Raw genomic sequence first — 18,136 nt, 5'->3', positions numbered from 1 at the left:
ATATCGGGATCAAGGTGTCTTTTACGAGTAGGCTTGTTCATTTTAATTCCCCCTTATATGTTAGTATATCACCGAATTATGATGGTCTATTTGTCCATTATAAGGGGGTCGAGCACAGGCACCTCCCGGATTTTGTCGAAAGGTCTTTATGCAACAATGAAGACGGAGAAGTTTCAACGGGTATTATAATGCTCTGTAATCACATCCCAAATGGCTTTCCCCGTCTCTCCTCTTAACGGCGTCAATGTTTGGCCGAACATAATCCTTTGCCCGGCAGCACTGCAAATGCTGGCCGCAGGCATAGGGGAAGATAAAATATCGAAGTCATGGAGTTTCATATAATACTCCTCATCCCAGTGGATGCCGTTCTCATCTTCATGATCGGCTGCCTGAACAATTCCTGTCGCCACTCCCCGTGCAATAATCCCCCTCTTGTTGCTGTATAAAAACACGAGATCCCCTTCCTGCAGCTTCTTGATCTTTTCCTTCCACGGCGAAAAATAGGCCGCACACTTCGCATTAGCCAGCATATCCCTCTCATCCCTCCCATTCGGGCAGCCTGAACGGTTTGTGTTGATCAAATAGGCTTTTTGCGGCATGGTATCACGTCCTTCATGTTGTGTTTTTATTATTTTTACCCGGTTTCGGAGGCTGTAAAAGGGAGTCGTGTCTTTAGCGAAAATGTTTTGGGAGAGGGGAGAGCTGCTTATGAGGGAAAATGTTTTGGGATACATGACTCACTCCCTAAATGCTCTCTCATGTATCCCAGCAGGCTCTTCGTATACATGACTCACTCACAAAACGCCCTCTCATGTATCCCATCAGGCTCTTCGTGTACATGACTCCCTTTCTAAACGGTCTCTCATGTATCCCAGCAGGCTATTCGTATACATGACTCACTCTCTAAACGCACTCTCATGTATCCCAGCAGGCTCTTCGTATACATAACTCCCTTTCTAAACGCTCACTCATGTATCCCAACAGGCTCTTCATATACATGACTCACTCTCTAAATGCCCTCTCATGTATCCCAGCAGGCTCTTCGTATACATGACTCACTCACAAAACACTCTCTCATGTATCCCAGCAGGCTCTTCGTATACATGACTCACTCACAAAACACTCACTCATGTACCCCAGCAGGCTCTTCGTATACATGACTCACTTACAAAACACTCTCTCATGTATCCCAGCAGGCTCTTCGTATACATGACTCACTCACAAAACACCCTCTCATGTATCCCAGCAGGCTCTTCGTATACATGACTCACTCTCTAAACGCTCACTCATGTATCCCAGCAGGCTCTTCGTGTACATGACTCACTCACAAAACGCTCTCTCATGTATCCCAGCAGGCTCTTCATATACATGACTCACTCACAAAACGCCCTCTCATGTACCCCAGCAGGCTCTTCGTATACATGACTCACTCACAAAACGCCCTCTCATGTATCCCAGCAGGCTCTTCGTATACATGACTCACTCTCTAAATGCCCTCTCATGTACCCCAGCAGGCTCTTCGTATACATGACTCACTCACAAAACGCTCTCTCATGTATCCTAGCAGGCACTTCATATACATGGCTCACTCACAAAACGCCCTCTCGTGTATCCCAGCAGGCTCTTCGTATACATGACTCACTCACAAAACGCTCTCTCATGTATCCCAGCAGGCTCTTCGTATGCATGACTCACTCCTTAAACACTCATTCATGTATCCCATCGCTCCCACGCCAGGCCCCATCGCCCGGCAAAACACAAAAACACCGCCGCATCACAAGCGGCGGTGCCTGGCACCAGCTTAGTACATCAAATAATCCTTACGCACTTTATTAAAATCTTTAAGCTCATCCTTCCACTGCGATTCAATCCATTCGACGGATTTTCCTTCATCAATGGCGTCGCGGACCCAGCCGTTTCCGATGAGCTGGTCGAAGAAGGAGATGCCGCGGCTGTCTTCAGCGCGGAATGCAAAGTCCTCCGGATACAGGTCATGGATGCTTTTGACGATATGCAGTCCGGTTTTAACTGGTTCAAATTCATCACGGTCTGTGATATGGATCTGGATGCCATGGGACAGTTTGCCGGCATGCTTGGAAATCGATGGTGTGAAGGATGCAGCCCGGAAGCTGACTCCCTTCAGGTTCAGGCTGTTGAGCTGCTGTGCCAGATTATCGGCATTGATGAACGGTGCTCCGATGAGCTCGAATGGCTTGGTTGTCCCCCTGCCTTCCGAAACATTGGTGCCTTCAATCAAGGCAGCTCCCGGATATACAAGAGCGGTATCCAACGTCGGCATATTCGGTGATGGCATGACGAATTGGAGGCCAGTTTCGTCATAATACATATCACGCTTCCAGCCTTTCATTTTGACAACTGTCAGGTCTGCGCCAATCTCGAATTCCTCATTGAACAGCTTGGCCAGCTCGCCGACAGTCATCCCATGGCGGAGCGGGATTTCGTAATTGCCGACAAAGGATTTGTACGGTGTTTCCAGAACCGGCCCTTCCACTTCAGTGCCGCCAAGCGGATTCGGGCGGTCGAGGACGATGAATGGGATGTCATTTTCTTTTGCTGCTTCCATTGCATAGGCCATTGTGTAGATATAGGTGTAAAAGCGGGTGCCGACATCCTGGATGTCAAACAGCAGGACATCAACGTTTTCCAGCATTTCCGGGGTCGGCTTTTTGGTTGCCCCGTACAGGCTGTACACAGGAAGGCCTGTTTTTTCATCTGTATAAAACTCGACATATTCCCCGGCCTGGGCGCTTCCCCTTACACCATGCTCAGGTCCGTAAAGGGCGGTAAGCTCTACTTCGGGATCATTATGAAGCAAATCTACAATACTATTAAGCTCCTGATCGACGCCGGTCGGATTGGTGATCAGGCCGACGCGCTTTCCTTCTATTAATTCCTTCTGATCATCGAGCAGCACTTCGATGCCCAGCTCGAATTTCTTCGCTTTCTTATCTTTGCCTTTATGCTTTCCGTTATCTGCGAAGGCTGCGGCAGACAGGGCGGAAAGTACGAGAATCAATGACAGCATAATGATCAAGCGTTTTTTCAATGTGACCCCTCCCTGGTTTTTAGAAAAGTCCCAGCCCTGGAATCCAGGCACCGGAACCCTTCATATTGAAAAAAATAGTCTTAGCAGGAAGATTGCCTTCCTGCCAGCTGCTTTAGTAGCTCAAACCGTGGCCATATTCATACAAAGTTCCGCCTTCAAGCGACGGGATTGTAACCGGAAGCTTTCCAGTAGGTGCGAACTCTCCGAAAATGACAGCTGCAGATGCTTCAAAGCTTGCCGGGCGGAAGCCGTACTGCGCAAGATAGGCATCTGTGCCTGGCACGGCCATGATGTCATAAGGATTGCGGATGGCTACTGTGATGACTGGTGCATCTGTCTCGCTGATCAGCTTGTTGATCATTTTCATTTGGGCGCTGTCAGGCGAGCGGCCGGAAACATTAGATGTATGTGAACCGACGATGACTGCCTTTGCATTTTTGGCCTTTTCCAGCTGTTCTGCCGTGAGGCTGAAGTCAGCTGTTGCAATGATTTCTGTATTAGCATGGCGGGCTTTTACTGCCTTCCCCAAATCGTTAATATAGGTGTTGCCGATGACGAGGATAGTATCGCTGTCTGCCGCTGATAGCGGAAGGGCTCCTTCGTTTTTAACAAGGGTGATCGATTTCTGGGCAGCTTCCTTTTCAATCGCTTTATGTTCCTCAGAGCCTACGACTTCAAGGGCATTGGCAATCTTTTCGCTCAGATCCTGCGGTGTTTCTTCTTTGATGATTCCCCGTTTGAGCTTCAAAGTCAGAATCCGCTTTACAGAAGCTTCAATCCGTTTTTCCGAGATTTCTCCTGATTTAACAGCAGCCAGTAGCCCTTCAGCGACTGATTCTAGTCCGACCGGCATCAGGACAATATCTGTTCCTGCTTTGACGGAGCGGATGGCTGCGTCAACCGGACCAAAGTGCTCAGCGATGGCGTTCATATTCATCGCATCTGTTGTAATGACTCCCTTATAGCCCATTTCTTCCCTCATCAATTCTGTGAGAACTTTGTAGGAAAGGGTTGCCGGGATAGCAATTTCTTCACCCGTTTTCTGTGAAATGGCTTTTGTATCATCGATTTTCGGGAAGGTGACATGTGCCGTCATGATGGCATCAATGCCGGCCTCCATGCCTTTCTGGAACGGATAAAGCTCCACTTCCTTCAATCGCTCTTTATCATGCGGGACCTCAGGCAATCCAAGGTGAGAATCGACTGCTGTGTCGCCGTGGCCAGGGAAGTGCTTCGCAGTTGCCGCGACGCCTGCTGACTGCAGTCCCTTTGTATAAGCTACGCCCATTTCAGCTACAAGCTCAGGGTCTTCCCCAAAGGAGCGGACGCCGATGACCGGGTTATCAGGGTTATTATTGACATCCATAACAGGTGCGAAGTTCGTATTGATGCCGAGGGCGGCAAGCTCTTCACCGATGGCTTTCCCCACCTTTTCGGCGGTTTCCGGAGAGCGGGCGGCACCCAGGGCCATATTGCCCGGCATATCAGTTCCGGACTGCAGGCGGGTGACAATGCCTCCTTCCTGGTCAATCGTCATCAGGAGCCCGTATTTTTCAGAAGCATCCTGGTATTGTGAAACCAGCTTTGTTGTCTGCTCGGTTGTCACGACATTCTCGCGGAAAAGAATGACGCCCCCGAGATGGTATTTTTTCACCAGCGCTTCAATTTCCGGCTGGATTTCTGTTACATTCTGGCCTTTCCAAGTCCGGAAATCCGGCATGAGCATCTGCCCGACTTTTTCTTCGAGCTTCATTGCTTTGACAGCCCCGTCAATCAGCTGATAGCGCTTTGATTTTTCCTTGCGGATCTCTGCCTGGAAGCCGGCTTTGCGATCCTTCGCATCAATGGCGATGCGGTCTTTATTTTTTCCATCTGTTACGGTAATGAAGGTACGGCCGTTCTTTCCTGACAGAGTCACAGTTCCGTCATCAGATACCCTAGCGACCGTTTTATTGGAGGAACTCCAGTCAAGATTCTTGGAGACTCCTAGAAAATGGCCATCCTTATAAACATGCAGTGCTTTAAGCTGCAGGGTTTTTCCGCTGAATTGCACCTCGAATTCCGGCAGGTTCTGCAGGAGGACGAGATCCTTCACCTTATTATTGCCTGCCGCCGCTGCAGGCTGCAGCCAGGCGGAGAATCCAAGGATAAGAACCAGAAAAGTCATTACAATCATTTTGAGCTTTTTCAAAGCCATTCCTCCTCAACATTTAATAGCTGCGCTTTTGCCAGTCTTCACTCGCAAACTCAGGCTTTATGAGTTTGCCTTTTTTAGGCGAGATTTTTATATCATCCAAATACCAGCCTCTGCCGTTGACGGTGGCATCGGTTTTGTAGCGAAAGCGAATGAGCTTAGTATCTGCAGGAAGCTCGGCTTTAACCGTACTCCAGCTCTCGGTGTTTCCGGTAAAGGTCTTGACTTCAGTCCAATTTGTGCCGTCTGCCGAGATTTCCAGATAGCCATAATCGCTGTTTTCTTCAATCCTGTGCCAGGTTTCAAAAGAGAGAACTGCCTGCGAATGCAGTTCGACTTCAGCTGTCAGGCTCTTTTCTGTGTTATCTCCATAGCCAGAGAACCACGCGGGCTTCTTGCCGGGGATGCTGACCGGAATGCTGTCTGCCACCTGCCTTGCAAATGCCCTTCTGGCAGGATTCGTTGAAACGGTATTCCTTGTCGGATGGACCCGGTTGGTCAGCAGGATGGCAATGGTGTCATTTTTCTGGGAGATGACAACCGATGTGCCTGTGTAGCCTGTGTGGCTCAGTGAATCCTTATCTGTCAGTGCATCACCGAGCCATCCCTGATTCAGCTCCCATCCGAGGCCGTGGTCATCGCCGGGAAACTGGGGAATCTGATTTTCCGTCAGCGTCCTGACTGTTTCTTTTTTCAAGATTCGCTTGCCTCCATATGTGCCTTCGTTTACGTACATATGGGCAAACTTCGCCAGGTCTCCTGCCGTGGAGAATACCCCTGCATGTCCGGCGACGCCATCAAGCGACCATGCGTTTTCATCATGGACCTCGCCCCAGACAAGGCCGCGCCCAAGGGCAGGCTGATATTCAGTCGCTGCAATCCTGTCCTTCAGACTTTCAGGCGGATTATACATGGTATCATTCATTCCAAGAGGCTTGGTAATATGCTCTTTAACATATTCGTCCAGGCGTTTGCCTGATAGTTTTTCAATAAGGGCTCCGAGGGCGATCATGTTGAGGTCGCTGTATGTATAGGTGCTCCCCGGCTCATTGGCAAGCGGATATTGCAGGGCGTTCGAGATACGGTCTTCGCGGCTGTTTCCCTGTGAATAAAGAGGGATCCAGGCCGTGAATCCGGAGGTATGGGTCATCAGCTGCCTGATGGTCACCTCTTCCTTGCCGCCGGCTGCAAACTCAGGCAGATAATCAGCCACCGGATCATCAAGATGGAAGAGGCCTTTTTCATACAGCTGCATAGCGGCTGTTGTTGTAAAGATTTTGCTGATGGAAGCAAGGTCAAAGATGGTGTCCTTCGCCATGGAGATAGGCTGCTCGGCTTCTGTCATTCCGTCATCCTTGTACTGATAAGCCATGCCATATGCTTCGTGCTTAACGATATGGCCGCGGCGGGCCACAAGTGCCACTGCACCGGGCATCACCCTGGAATCAATCATATCCTCCATGATTCCATCGATTTCATTGAGCGGGCCCTCAACCATACCTGCACCCCTGGCAGATCCCGGGTGAAGCACCGGCGATGATTTTCCCGGATGATCCCATGAAAATGGAACAGGAGGCATAAACTTTGAAGAACTCATTTCCGGATCCCCCGCTCTTTCTTTTGCTTCAGTACTGTCGCTTGCCATAACTGCAGGTGCCACAGCGCTGAGGCTCAGGATGGCAGCCAATGTCACTTTCACAGACTTATTCTTCATCTTATTCCTCCTTTTATCATCTCTGAACAGAACGGATTTTCTTCTGCCCTCCTCCTTTAGTTTAAAAATTCAAATAATTACATCTTTAGGTTAACGAAATAAGTGTATAGATGTCTATACCAAAGAGGACCTAGTCAAGGCTCATCCGACGCCAGAACAATGACTATCGTCCTGGACAGATGGGAGGATTTGTTCGACAAAGGCATGGTGAATGGCTAAACAAACCGAATATCGGGGATTCGATGGCTGAAGCCACTGCGGACAGACTGGAGAGAAAAGTCAAAAGAAAGCAGCCAAAAACACCGCCACTTATATGGAGACAAAAAAATGGCCTCCAGAGAGGCCATTCTTTTACTATGCTGATTAAATTTGATTGGCAAGCAAGGTCACAATCGCACTGATTAAAATTGTAGCTGTAAAAAAAGATACGTATAATAGCATTTTGTTTCTTGCTTTCTTCTTCTGTATTTCCTCAGGTGTCATCCAATATTTAGACATCAACTCAAAACTCCTTCTAGTATGATGGCAGCTGGCTGGCGTTGCCGATTTGGCAGAGGCCCCTTTAGCTTTGCGTCATCACTTTTCAGTGATTTTGCCCTTAGAAAAGACATACGCCTTTAATATCGGTAAATCCTTTACCATATTAACAGACTTTTGTCCTATTTTGCGGTATTTTGTCAAATTTCCTTAAGAAAATATCCATTTTACCAGCAAAAGTGGGTGACATATGGCCCCTTTTATGTATATACAAAAATTGGCACTTATCGAGGACTAGTGGATAATTACCCTAACCAACAGAAAATAAACCTAATTAGCAAAATAAAAAAGCCTGCAGTGCAGGCTTTTACGAACTTTTTATATCAAGCAGCTTCTGGCGCAGTTCATTTTCCATGGAAGCCAGGTCACTTTCTGCCTGGCGCCGCTTATTGCGGCCCTCCTCCTGGATCCGGAGTGTTTCTTCCAGTGTGGAAATAAGGTTTTCCTGGGTTTTCTTGAGCGTTTCAATATCCACGAGGCCGCGCTCATTTTCCTTGGCGGTTTCAATGGTATTGGTTTTCAGCATTTCCGCGTTTTTCAATAGCAGCTCATTTGTTGTTTTTGAAACCTGCTTCTGGGCTTCAACCGCATGGCGCTGGCGGATAAGGGTCAAGGCAATCGCCACCTGGTTTTTCCACAGGGGGATGGCGGTGTTGATGGATGCCTGAATTTTTTCGACAAGGGCCTGGTTGGTGTTTTGGATCAGGCGGATCTGCGGAGCGGATTGAATCGTTATTTCCCGGCTCAGCTTCAGATCGTACAGCCTCTTGTCCAGCCTGTCCGCAAACTGAAGCATATCATTGACTTCCTGGAATTTCATCTGGTCGCCTGATGCTTCCGCTTCCTTCCTCATCTGCGGGATTGTCTGCTCATGAAGCTCCTCGAGCTTGATTTCGCCCGCTGCAATATAGACATTGAGAGCGTGGAAATACTCCTTGTTCGTATCATATAACTTCTCGAGCATATGGATATCAGATAAAAGGACATTTTTGCTGCGGTCCAGCTTTACGCTGATCCGGTCGATCTGGGCGCCTGTCTTTTGATATTTGGAGAGGATCTCCTGGACAGAATCGGATATTTTTCCAAACATGCGGGAAAACAGCGACTGCTTGCCCTGCTTCAATTCATCCGGGTTCATGTCATTGAGTCGCTTCATCAGGTCATTGATGATGTCACCGACCTCGCCGATATCCTTCTTTTGGACATGCTCGAGCATGCTGTGCGAGAAGGTGAGCAGCTTTGTCTGAGCCTGGGTCCCATAGGCAATCATGGCCTGGTGGTTGCGCGGATCGATCTGCTCGGCGATCTGATAGGCGCGTGCCCGGTTTTCCTCCGGGATTACGTCTATGAGCTTTACCTGTTTTTGTTCCTTCGCAAGCTCCAGGGCAGGTCCGCCATTCATGTCGCCAAATGGATCGGCAAGGATATCATCCATAAGACTGCTCGTCTTTTTCGTTAATGATGGGTTTTGTTCGCTCATTTCAGCCTCCTGCTTTCTTCAGGTAATCGGTTTTCCTTCCATGTTTTGATCGAGTTTTTTGCCACGTCTATTTCAAAGTTAAGGTTATCAATATCATTGGAAATCACTTCGTATAAATCCTTCTCCACTGTCTGGGAGAGTTCATTGATGGTCCTTCGGGTTTCCAGCAGCGACTGGTCGATTTCAAGGTTCTTCTTCGGCTGGGTGGAAAGGAAAACATATTTCTCGGTCATTTCCACCAGTGAATCCAGATGGGAAAAATAAAACCGTTCCGCCTGGTAAAAACGCTTCGGCTCTTTCTTCGTCAGCCTGTAAATCTTCCTTGTGATCCTCATCAATTCAATCCGCTGCTTCAAAGAAGGAAGATGGCGGATCGCAAACAATGATTTGTGCAGGCGGGAAATTTTCTTTTTCCCTTCTGCAAGGTTTGTCTTAATATACTTGTATTCCCTTCGCGTCAGCCCGTGCTTCCTAAGGAAACGGACATGCCCGATCTGGAATGCGGATAGATACACCAGCGCGGCCGCTCCGCCTGCTATCAGCCCAGATAAGAAAAACGTCTGGTCAAATCCGAAATAGCTGACCGTCCAGACCGACCCGGCGAGCGGGACAGCCAGTACTGTGCCTATAAGAAACGAAACAATCCGGTTCATTCATATCGACTCCTGACATAAAATCCTGCTTTACCAGTACATACGGATGAAGAGGGGATAGGTTTCACCCAAACTCTCCGCCTGACAGAAAAAGTAAGATTATCTTATTTAATTCAACAATACACGATAAAACTCCTCTTTTCCATAGACCAGGACTGTAAGATTGGGTAGGTCTTGAGGCGTAGAGAATGGTGACTGCAGAAGCGGGTGACAGGCACCTCCCGAATATTGTCGAAAAGTATGTATGCAAAAAAATAGTGTTAAACCGTTAGATTTAACACTACAGTCACATTATGTATAGTCAACCGCTGTCCCTTGTTAATTATCTCCCTTCTCTTCATTCTGTGCTGAACTCCAATATAGGTGAGTGCCATTGATGAAGCTATGGATTTCCTCTAATGAAATCCCGCTGCTCTTTGCTTCTAAGATCAATTCAAGCCAATCCCTATCAACCTTTTCCGGCAACCCCATCTCAACAGTCTCCTAATGCGGCAGCCCGGCCATCATAGCCCTATGGAACCTTAGACCCGAGGCTTTGCGCCCTTATTTTTCAATAAGTTTGCATTTCACAAAATTTAAAGATGGGTATATCTACCCTTTATAAAGATAATAATAAACCTTTTTTTGGTAACAAATAGTGACATTTGCCTCCCGTAATTTGTCGAACCAGCGTGCAAAAAAAGGCTGCGGCTAAGATGGAGAATTAATTTTCGGCCGAATTCAGAATATTCAGGTGCCTGTCACCCATTTGCAACCTGATCAGCAAATAGAAAAAAGAGAGTGAAGGAATAATTCCTCCACTCTCTTTTTTTGCTACACAACTGCAGCATGTTTTTCGCTATATGATGACAGCTGGCGATCGATCTTCCTGCCTGCAGCCATCAGGTTGGCCAGGCATTCCTTGCGGAGGCTGTCTGTACAGATGAAATTATAATTCAGCTCCTGCTCAAGCTGTGATATGCTCACTGAGAGATTCTTTCCGCTCTCTGCAGCCTTTCTCAGCTGCTCCTCAAAAAACTCCGCTGTACCAAAAAAACTCATGTTTTCTCATCCTTTCCTTCCAGTAACTGCGCCAAAAGGTTCGGCCGATTAGCTCTGAAAGTACTAAGAATTAGATTCAAAGCTATTCCACGTTATCACCCTGGCAGCCCGACGATCATAGCTTGCGCCTTAGACTCGCGGCTTTGCGTCCCTACTTTTCAATAAGTTTGCCTTTTTCAATTTTCATACTATTATCATATTACTTTTGTCCTTGTATTTCAATCACAGAAAAGACATAGTTTAAAAAATAGGCCAAAAGTTTCTGAACCTCTATATTCTAAAGTTTTATTTTTTCTAAAAAAAGGTAAAGTTATGCCGATAATAAAGTTAATAACTTTTACCAAAATGAACCATCGGAGGACAACATGAAGACGACTAAACGAGGAATAAGCTTTGAGTTGAATAGATCAGCCAACCCGGATGCTGAGACCTTGGTCCTCGCACACGGACTGGGTCTTGACAGCACTGTTTGGAAGCTTATTCTTCCACAGTTGGCAAACTATCACACTATAACATTTGACTTTAGAGGGCACGGGCACAGCAGCGCTGCAGAGGGAACTCTGGAATGGAATACTTTAAATATGGATTTCGAATCTATCCTGGCAGAGACACGTTCCACTTGTTTCCACTTTGTCGGGCAGGGCCTGGGGGCGTACTTTGGCTCCCAATGGCAGGAACTGAACCCGGACAGCATCCTTTCGTTCATTGTCTTTTCAACCCCTGCCGTAAATTTGGCTGATTGCATCAGAAAAGCCCCCTCAGAGGATAGCTTGCCGCTTCTGGACAAAGAAGGGCTTTCAGATTTTTGGATCAGCCATCTCCTTTATAAATCGATTGGATCCAATTATTTTCTGTTAAAGGATGCCTGCTCGAGGCTTGATTTGTATACATATTCTTTGGCAAGGGAATTAATATCCGGGCATTCAATCATTAATTTTAGACATATGAATATACCTGTTTTATTTTTGGCCGGGGAATTTGATCACTTCTATCCAGCCTCCCTCGTCATGCTAAGCAGCGACTATATCAGGCAGAGCAGAAAATATATCATCCCTTCCGCTTCCCATTTAATCCAACTGGATCAGCCTGAATTGACTGTGGCCAAATGCCGTGAGTTTTTGGCCAGCCCGGCAGTAATGGCCGAAGTGAAGCCTGAAGCGGGAAGCTCTTACACCCAAAAACTGCTTCTCCAATTGGAGGCTGCGTTTGAGACACCACCTCCTAATGAGGATAAAATCCATCTCTTTATGCTTGATGAATTTAAGGTGACAGCCGGCAATACGGTGATTGAAGGAAAATGGAACCAGCGGAAGGCAAAGGAAATTCTCGCTTATCTGAGCCTTCACGGACCGGTTTCAAGAAATATCCTGACAGAGATTTTTTGGCCTGGACTTCCGGTTGCCAATGCCCAAAATCAGCTTCGCGTCAGCCTGACTCACCTGCGCAAGATCTTTCAAGGAGGAGGAATCCCGGATCCTTTCACGATCGAGAACAATATTATATCGATAAATCGGGATATAGATATTGACGCCCTTCAGTTCAGCCGTCTGCTGGACCAGGCGCTGGAAGCAGAGGACTGGGCTGCAATGAAGGTTTTAAAAGCAAAAGCAGCGGGCAAAATCCCGGCAAAGCTGCTGCCTCAGTTCAAGGCCAAATGGGCAGATGACTACCGGCGGGATTTGGAGCTGTCCATCATCAGACTGCTAAACCTGACCTATAAGCAGCACTTGCATTTAAGGGAAATTTCCGATGCATTGAATGATATGCAGCTCCTCCTGAAGCTATCCTCAGAGGACACCAAGCTTCATAAAGAAATCAGCGACCTGTACCAGAAAGTCAGCATGTCTCCAATCGAAACCTGGGAAACAGCTTAAAAACCCTGCTTGTGCTTCGTACCTGGTGCAGCGTGCCTGGCTCCGAGCCCGGTGCTCCGTGCCTGACACCGAGAATGGACAACTCCATAAGTTTTGTGCATGTGAAAAGGACAGCGGCTGTGTGCCGCTGTCCTTTTGTTATTTTTTAAGTTTACTTTTTGGATTATTTACTTTGCTACGTCTACAATTCTGCCTTCAACTTTTGGTTCTACTGTTTTGAGTTTTGCAACGTAATCACGCAGGTTTTCCCAGTCAGCCAATCCGAGGTCTGTTACACGGCCTGCTGCGTATGCGTCAGCAAATACGTCAAATCCATCGCCGCCTTTTGCTGTAAAGGCATTTGTGGCAATTGTGTATTCTTTTGTTTTGTCGAGTGCAGTGAACTCGCCCTCTTTTTCCTCAACCTCAACTGACACGACTCTGCTGCCAGCAGGCTTGCTGCTGTCATACTTCACTTTCAATCCTGATACGTGAAGGAATCCGCCGTTTTCTTTTGGAGCCTGGCTAACACTATGCTCCAGGGCTTCTGTAATTTCTGCACCAGTCAGCTTCATTGTTGCCAATGTATTTCCGAAAGGCATAACAGTCAGGATATCTCCTAATGTGATAGAGCCTTCATCGATTGGGGCACGGATTCCGCCTGCATTTTGCATGGCAATCACTGTCTCCGGCTTCAATTCTTTCGCCTTATCCAGCATTCCGTCCGTAATTAGGTTTCCAAGCTCAGTTTCGCTGTTTCTTACACTGATTGTGCTGCCTTCCCCAGTACGCGGATTAGCGAGAGCCTTAACTGCTGTGCCGCCTGATTCAGTGTTTTTTACTTCACTGATTTTATCAGAGTACTTTTTAAGCAGCTGCGCAGCCTTTGGATCTTCTTTCTGATCTGCTACTTTGATTAATTTTCCTGCCTGTCCTACCACTTTTCCTTCATCATCAAAGTCGACATCCAATGTTCCCAGGAAATCACCGTACTGGTACGCTTGAACAATGATGGTAGGATCCTTCACAGCACCGTTTTCATCCTTCATGATGACGACCGGCTTATCCAATTCAGTATGGCTGTGGCCTCCAACTATTACATCAATGCCGTCGACATACTTAGCCAGTTCAAGGTCGTTATCATAAGCAGCGTTATCATCATATCCCAGGTGGGAGAGCGCAATGATTTTGTCGACCCCTTTTTCTTCAAATGCGTCGACTGTCTTTTCAGCTTCTTCGATATAATTTTTGAATTCCACTTTTTCCGGGCTGGAGATATCTGCTGTTTCAGCAGTCGTTAATCCGAAGATACCGATTTTCTCTCCGTTTACTTCTTTAATAATACCATTGTAGATATTGCCATCCGCCGGTTTTTCGGTAACTTCTCCGCTATGGAAAAGGCCATTAAACAGCTCATCCTTCGAGAAATCTACATTAGAGCTGACAAGCGGGAAGGATGCTCCTTTTACAAATTCAGTCAAGGCTTTATGTCCTTCTGGGCTTGATCCTAAATCAAATTCATGGTTGCCGAATGTCATGGCATCATATCCAAGCATGTTCATGAATTCAAGGTCAGCTTGTCCTTTATATTCATTGAAGTACAATGTTCCAGACATTACATCGCCGGCATCAAGCAATAAAGCATCCGGCTTTTCTGCCCTTACCTCATTTATGGCTGTTGCCCTCTTTGCAACAGAATCAAGGTGAGCGTGTGTGTCATTTGTATGCATTAATGATAACTCAAAATAGTCATTGTTCTTGGCATTCTCCAGGGCACGGTACAAGAAGGCTGCAAATGAAGCGCGATTTACTGGACTGGCTGGATCAAACGAACCATCCTTCATCCCAATTGTAATTCCATGCTGAGCGAGGATTTTTACATCCTCCTGGTGAACCTCTTTAATTTTATCCCAGTCTGTAAAAGAAACTTCTGTATTATTATCTTTTAAATCAAAGGCTCTGACCAATACAGAAGCCATCTGTTCACGTGTCAGTTCATCCTTAAGGCCGAACTTCCCATACGCTCCTTCAAATATGCCAGCTTCTTTAGCAGCTGCAATTGATTTAGCATAGAATGAATCTTTGCTGACATCTGAGAATACTTCCAGGTTTGCCGGCACAGGAAGTTCAAGGGCTTCCGCCAGCAGGTGGGCTGCCTGGCCTCTGATTATTGCCTGTCCAGGTTTAAACGTTCCATCCTCATATCCTTTAATAATCCCCGCGCTTACCAGGGCTTGAATTTCCTTTGCTGCCCAATGGCTTTCCTTGACATCAGGAAATTTCTTCACTTCTGCAGCTGATGCTGCTGGAGATGCTGCAGAGGTAACCACTGCAGCAGTAGCTGCTACTGCTAAAAATTTGCGATAAGACTTTGGTATGTAAGACATTCAACCGTTCCCCCCAGTTTAAGTTATAGAGCAATATGGTTAAACACGACTAAAGAATCATGCTAATTTCTGTTTATTGTTACTTTTAGCATCATTCCGACAGTCCCATATACATTTTAACAAATGAGAGAATAGGATAGTGATTTTTTTTGTAAAATTTTGATTAACTTTTTAAAAAGTCTGCATAAAAAGATTTGCGAAGTATTGTAATCGGTTTTAATGTTAGTATCAGAGCGATTATGGAGGAGATTTCAATATGCCTTTAACTTTTGCACACCCAGCTGCCGTCCTCTTGTTTTCCAGAAAAAGCAAATACATCAATTTTTCCGCCCTGGTCCTTGGCAGTATGGCCCCCGATTTCGAATATTTTTTAAGGGGCAGGCCAGCCGGAGAGATCGGACACGAACTGGCCGGGTTCTTTTTCTTTAATCTGCCCTTAGCCGCATTGGTTTATTTTATATTTCATACTTTTATCCATCGCCCGCTAATAGATCACCTGCCATGGTTCCTGCAGGATACAGCAAGGAATAAGCAGCATGGGAGCTTAGGATTTAAATTTATTGTATTTTGCTATTCTGCCCTGTTTGGAATGTTCACACATATTGCCTGGGATGCTTTTACCCACGCCAATGGATTTATGGTGCGCACACTCCCATACCTTTCAAGATCCTTTACATTATTTGATTTCTCTGTACCTCTGTATAAAATCCTGCAGCATGGCAGTACGCTGTGCGGAATTCTTATTATCCTTGGATATCTATTTTACAGAACCAGGGCTCAGGGCAGAACTGGAAGCGTTCAGACCTCCCCATTTCAGAAGCTTGCCTATTGGTCTTCCGCAGCCGTGACGGCATGCGCAGTTTTCTTTTTCTGGCATCTAATCGATCATCTGTCAATCAATAGCTACGGCATTATCATTGTCAGGATCATCGATTCATTTTTGATTGGGATCCTGGTTATATCTATTAAAGAGGACCTGAAAAATAGGGCAAAATTAGCCGCGGCAGAAAGTTGAGGATATTTGCCATCGAAGTAATCTCTGTAAATTTAATGTCAATATTCTTTTAAGCATAAAAAAGGACACTTCAATTAAGAAGTGCCAAAGTGGAGATTTAGTATTAGTAGTAAAATTGATTAGCCAAACTGAAACCGGGCGAGCATGAACACGCCATACTTATTCAATTCGTTGCTAACACTACTACTTTATATTACTAAAGTTGAGGAGCCTTCCACATTTCGATTCTGAGCCTGAAATTCAAACGAAATCGATACTTTCCTTTAAAAATCTAGCTCAAACTACAATCCATATAACCTTAGGAATATAGAGACTTTTTTCCCTTTTTCTAAAAAAATGGCTGCTGAAATTCTTCAGCAGCCCTCTTTTTTATTCCTCAAAGTATGGATAAAAGCTGTATATCTTCCAGCTTCCGCTTACAGGATCCAATCTTAAATTATATTCTCCTTCTAAGCTGGTTTCCATATTCATTGAACCAGTACTGTCTTTAAAGTCCATTTTGATCATAAGGCCCGTCATTTCTACAGTTACAAAACGGTTGGATGCTTCAAGGATAGTAAGTTCCAGGTTCTCATCGTTAATTTCTGCATTGAACTCTGTACCATCCTCAAAAAATTCAGGAAGGCCGAACTCGAGTCCCTCTGCCTTGTAATAGCCCATCGCATTTTTTTCATAAAGTGCTGCAAGCTCTTCGTATGAATCAGCCTCAACTAAATCATTTTCAGCTTTGATATGCCCTTCAAGGAATGAAATGATATCAGCTTCCTTTGGCAGGTCAGACTGTTCTTTGTGCAGTGCCCTGTGGATCATCACTATTGCTTCTGCCCTTGTAGCCGTTTTCCCAGGTTTAAAAACTTCCCCATAACCATTTACAATCTCAGCTGCTGCAGCTTTGTTGATAAACTCGTATGCCCAGCTGCTTTTTGAAACATCACTGAAGCTTAAACCCTTTGCTGAAAAATCAACTGATTCCTGGAAAGCCAAGACAATGACCTTGGTCATTTCTGCACGGGTGATTTTCTTATCCGGCCCAAAAGTACCGTCCGGATTACCACTGATAATTCCAAGGCTGCTGGCAGTTTTAACATAGCTGTAGTACCACTTATTTGACTTTACATCAGGAAACTCAGTTCCTGCTCCTTCATGCTTCAGTCCAAGGCCGCTGACAATAATTTTTACAAACTCAGCTCTCGTAATATTGGCGGATGGCTTAACATACATATTGTTCTCTGAATCCATAGAGCCCTCAATGATGTCTGCATTGATCAAATCATCAATCGCATCATATGCCCAATGCTCCGAATCCAAATCAACTGGAAGATAGGCATCCAGCGTTTTCCCCTCTGCTGCAAATGCTGACTGAAACGGTATAAATGCGAATAACATGACAAGAAAAATCCTAATAGCCTTCAAGCTTTTTTCCCCTTCCAAAATAGAAAAAATTTATACTGCTAAATGGATAATATACTAAACTATTGGAATTTACTATATGCAAAAAAAGGGATTTTTAACTGGTGACAGGTACCTCCCGATTTTTGTCGAAATCCCTCTGCATAGAAGGAATTGCGAAAGGTTTGTTGAATAGTTAAGGAGTCTAAATTTATTCGCAAGGAGGATGTTATGGTAAGACCAAAAAGAATCTGGAGCCCCCATCACTTTCACCATGTCGTAAGCAGGGGAAATTGGCGGGCTGACCTGTTCCAGGAGGATCATGATTTTGTGTCATTTATGAATCTTCTACATTACTTTCATCGTAAGACCGGCCTGGAGCTGGCAAGCTACTGCCTGATGAGCAATCACTTTCACCTGCTGCTCCGGACACAGAAAGTGCCGCTCCCCGGAGTGATGAGAAATTTGAACAAAGCTTACGCAGATTATTTTAATAAGCGCTATGAAGTACAGGGGCATGTATTTGAAAAGAGGTATTTCAGCAAACCTATTTATGATTCATACGGCCTCCTAGAGGTCAGCCGCTATATCCACTTAAACCCTGTCAAAGCCTCAATTGTCGATCACCCCCTGGACTATCGCTGGTCCAGCTTCCCCTACTTTGAACCCAGCCGAAGAAATCTTCCCGACTATATGAATATCTCCGAGGTGTATAATCTTTTCACCGGAAAAACAGATGCCCAAAGAAAAACGGCCTATTGTACGTGGATGATGAAGAAATATGAAGAGAGTATAGAATAGTTTTT

General features: G+C 45.8%; 14 protein-coding genes and 3 riboswitches. Of the genes, 3 read left to right on the top strand and 11 right to left on the bottom strand.

What is annotated here, in order from left to right:
* Window positions 1-173: 173 nt before the first annotated feature.
* The 9 genes from LCM00_RS12495 to LCM00_RS12460 all read right to left on the bottom strand — a co-directional run bounded on the left by LCM00_RS12495 (window position 174) and on the right by LCM00_RS12460 (window position 10,686).
* Entirely contained in the window at window positions 174-599 is a 426-nt protein-coding gene (locus LCM00_RS12495; protein WP_224902240.1) for a hypothetical protein, read from the bottom strand.
* A 1,202-nt stretch (window positions 600-1,801) separates the two neighbouring features.
* On the bottom strand, window positions 1,802-3,046 hold the full coding sequence (locus LCM00_RS12490) for an exo-beta-N-acetylmuramidase NamZ family protein (protein WP_404802158.1): 1,245 nt from the start codon (window positions 3,044-3,046) through the stop codon (window positions 1,802-1,804).
* A gap of 133 nt (window positions 3,047-3,179) precedes the next feature.
* A complete protein-coding gene (locus LCM00_RS12485) occupies window positions 3,180-5,264 on the bottom strand; it encodes a glycoside hydrolase family 3 protein (protein ID WP_224902234.1) in 2,085 nt (694 codons plus the stop codon).
* A gap of 13 nt (window positions 5,265-5,277) precedes the next feature.
* A complete protein-coding gene (locus LCM00_RS12480) occupies window positions 5,278-6,975 on the bottom strand; it encodes a serine hydrolase domain-containing protein (protein ID WP_224902231.1) in 1,698 nt (565 codons plus the stop codon).
* A gap of 363 nt (window positions 6,976-7,338) precedes the next feature.
* Window positions 7,339-7,473, bottom strand: coding sequence for a hypothetical protein (locus LCM00_RS24650; protein ID WP_263623339.1), 135 nt, complete (start codon window positions 7,471-7,473; stop codon window positions 7,339-7,341).
* 23 nt (window positions 7,474-7,496) lie between these two features.
* A riboswitch (cyclic di-GMP riboswitch) is annotated at window positions 7,497-7,582 on the bottom strand.
* A gap of 237 nt (window positions 7,583-7,819) precedes the next feature.
* Window positions 7,820-8,992 (bottom strand): toxic anion resistance protein, encoded by a 1,173-nt coding sequence (locus LCM00_RS12475; RefSeq protein ID WP_224902229.1) that lies wholly within the window; start codon window positions 8,990-8,992, stop codon window positions 7,820-7,822.
* Window positions 8,989-9,645, bottom strand: a complete 657-nt coding sequence (locus LCM00_RS12470; protein ID WP_224902226.1) for a 5-bromo-4-chloroindolyl phosphate hydrolysis family protein — start codon at window positions 9,643-9,645, stop codon at window positions 8,989-8,991. Before LCM00_RS12470 ends, LCM00_RS12475 begins: the two co-directional genes overlap by 4 nt.
* Before the next feature lie 318 nt (window positions 9,646-9,963).
* Window positions 9,964-10,116, bottom strand: a complete 153-nt coding sequence (locus tag LCM00_RS12465) for an anti-repressor SinI family protein (protein ID WP_224902223.1) — start codon at window positions 10,114-10,116, stop codon at window positions 9,964-9,966.
* A gap of 16 nt (window positions 10,117-10,132) precedes the next feature.
* A riboswitch (cyclic di-GMP riboswitch) is annotated at window positions 10,133-10,219 on the bottom strand.
* Between the two features lie 239 nt (window positions 10,220-10,458).
* Complete coding sequence (locus tag LCM00_RS12460; RefSeq protein ID WP_224902219.1) at window positions 10,459-10,686, bottom strand: hypothetical protein; 228 nt, start codon at window positions 10,684-10,686, stop codon at window positions 10,459-10,461.
* Window positions 10,687-10,785: 99 nt separating this feature from the next.
* Window positions 10,786-10,868: riboswitch (cyclic di-GMP riboswitch) on the bottom strand.
* 183 nt (window positions 10,869-11,051) lie between these two features.
* Between LCM00_RS12460 and LCM00_RS12455 the strand changes: the two genes are divergently transcribed.
* On the top strand, window positions 11,052-12,560 hold the full coding sequence (locus tag LCM00_RS12455) for an alpha/beta hydrolase (RefSeq protein WP_224902216.1): 1,509 nt from the start codon (window positions 11,052-11,054) through the stop codon (window positions 12,558-12,560).
* A 167-nt stretch (window positions 12,561-12,727) separates the two neighbouring features.
* Here LCM00_RS12455 and LCM00_RS12450 read toward each other — a convergent pair whose 3' ends face one another.
* Complete coding sequence (locus LCM00_RS12450) at window positions 12,728-14,926, bottom strand: 5'-nucleotidase C-terminal domain-containing protein (protein WP_224902213.1); 2,199 nt, start codon at window positions 14,924-14,926, stop codon at window positions 12,728-12,730.
* 256 nt (window positions 14,927-15,182) lie between these two features.
* Here LCM00_RS12450 and LCM00_RS12445 point away from each other — a divergent pair, with 256 nt between their 5' ends.
* A complete protein-coding gene (locus LCM00_RS12445) occupies window positions 15,183-15,941 on the top strand; it encodes a DUF4184 family protein (protein ID WP_224902210.1) in 759 nt (252 codons plus the stop codon).
* Between the two features lie 369 nt (window positions 15,942-16,310).
* Here the strand turns inward: LCM00_RS12445 and LCM00_RS12440 are convergent, their stop codons facing one another.
* Complete coding sequence (locus LCM00_RS12440; protein ID WP_224902207.1) at window positions 16,311-17,327, bottom strand: S-layer homology domain-containing protein; 1,017 nt, start codon at window positions 17,325-17,327, stop codon at window positions 16,311-16,313.
* A 234-nt stretch (window positions 17,328-17,561) separates the two neighbouring features.
* On the opposite strand from LCM00_RS12440, the gene LCM00_RS12435 reads away from it, so the two are divergent.
* Window positions 17,562-18,131 carry a transposase gene (locus LCM00_RS12435; protein ID WP_224902204.1) on the top strand — a complete coding sequence of 190 codons (570 nt, stop codon included), beginning with the start codon at window positions 17,562-17,564 and terminating at the stop codon, window positions 18,129-18,131.
* Window positions 18,132-18,136: the final 5 nt, after the last annotated feature.

The sequence above is a fragment of the Bacillus infantis genome (genome assembly GCF_020171945.1).
Classification (GTDB): Bacteria; Bacillota; Bacilli; order Bacillales; family Cytobacillaceae; genus Bacillus_AB; species Bacillus_AB infantis_A.
Note: the sequence above shows the minus strand (reverse complement) of the source record. Positions and strands in the feature narration are given on the sequence as shown.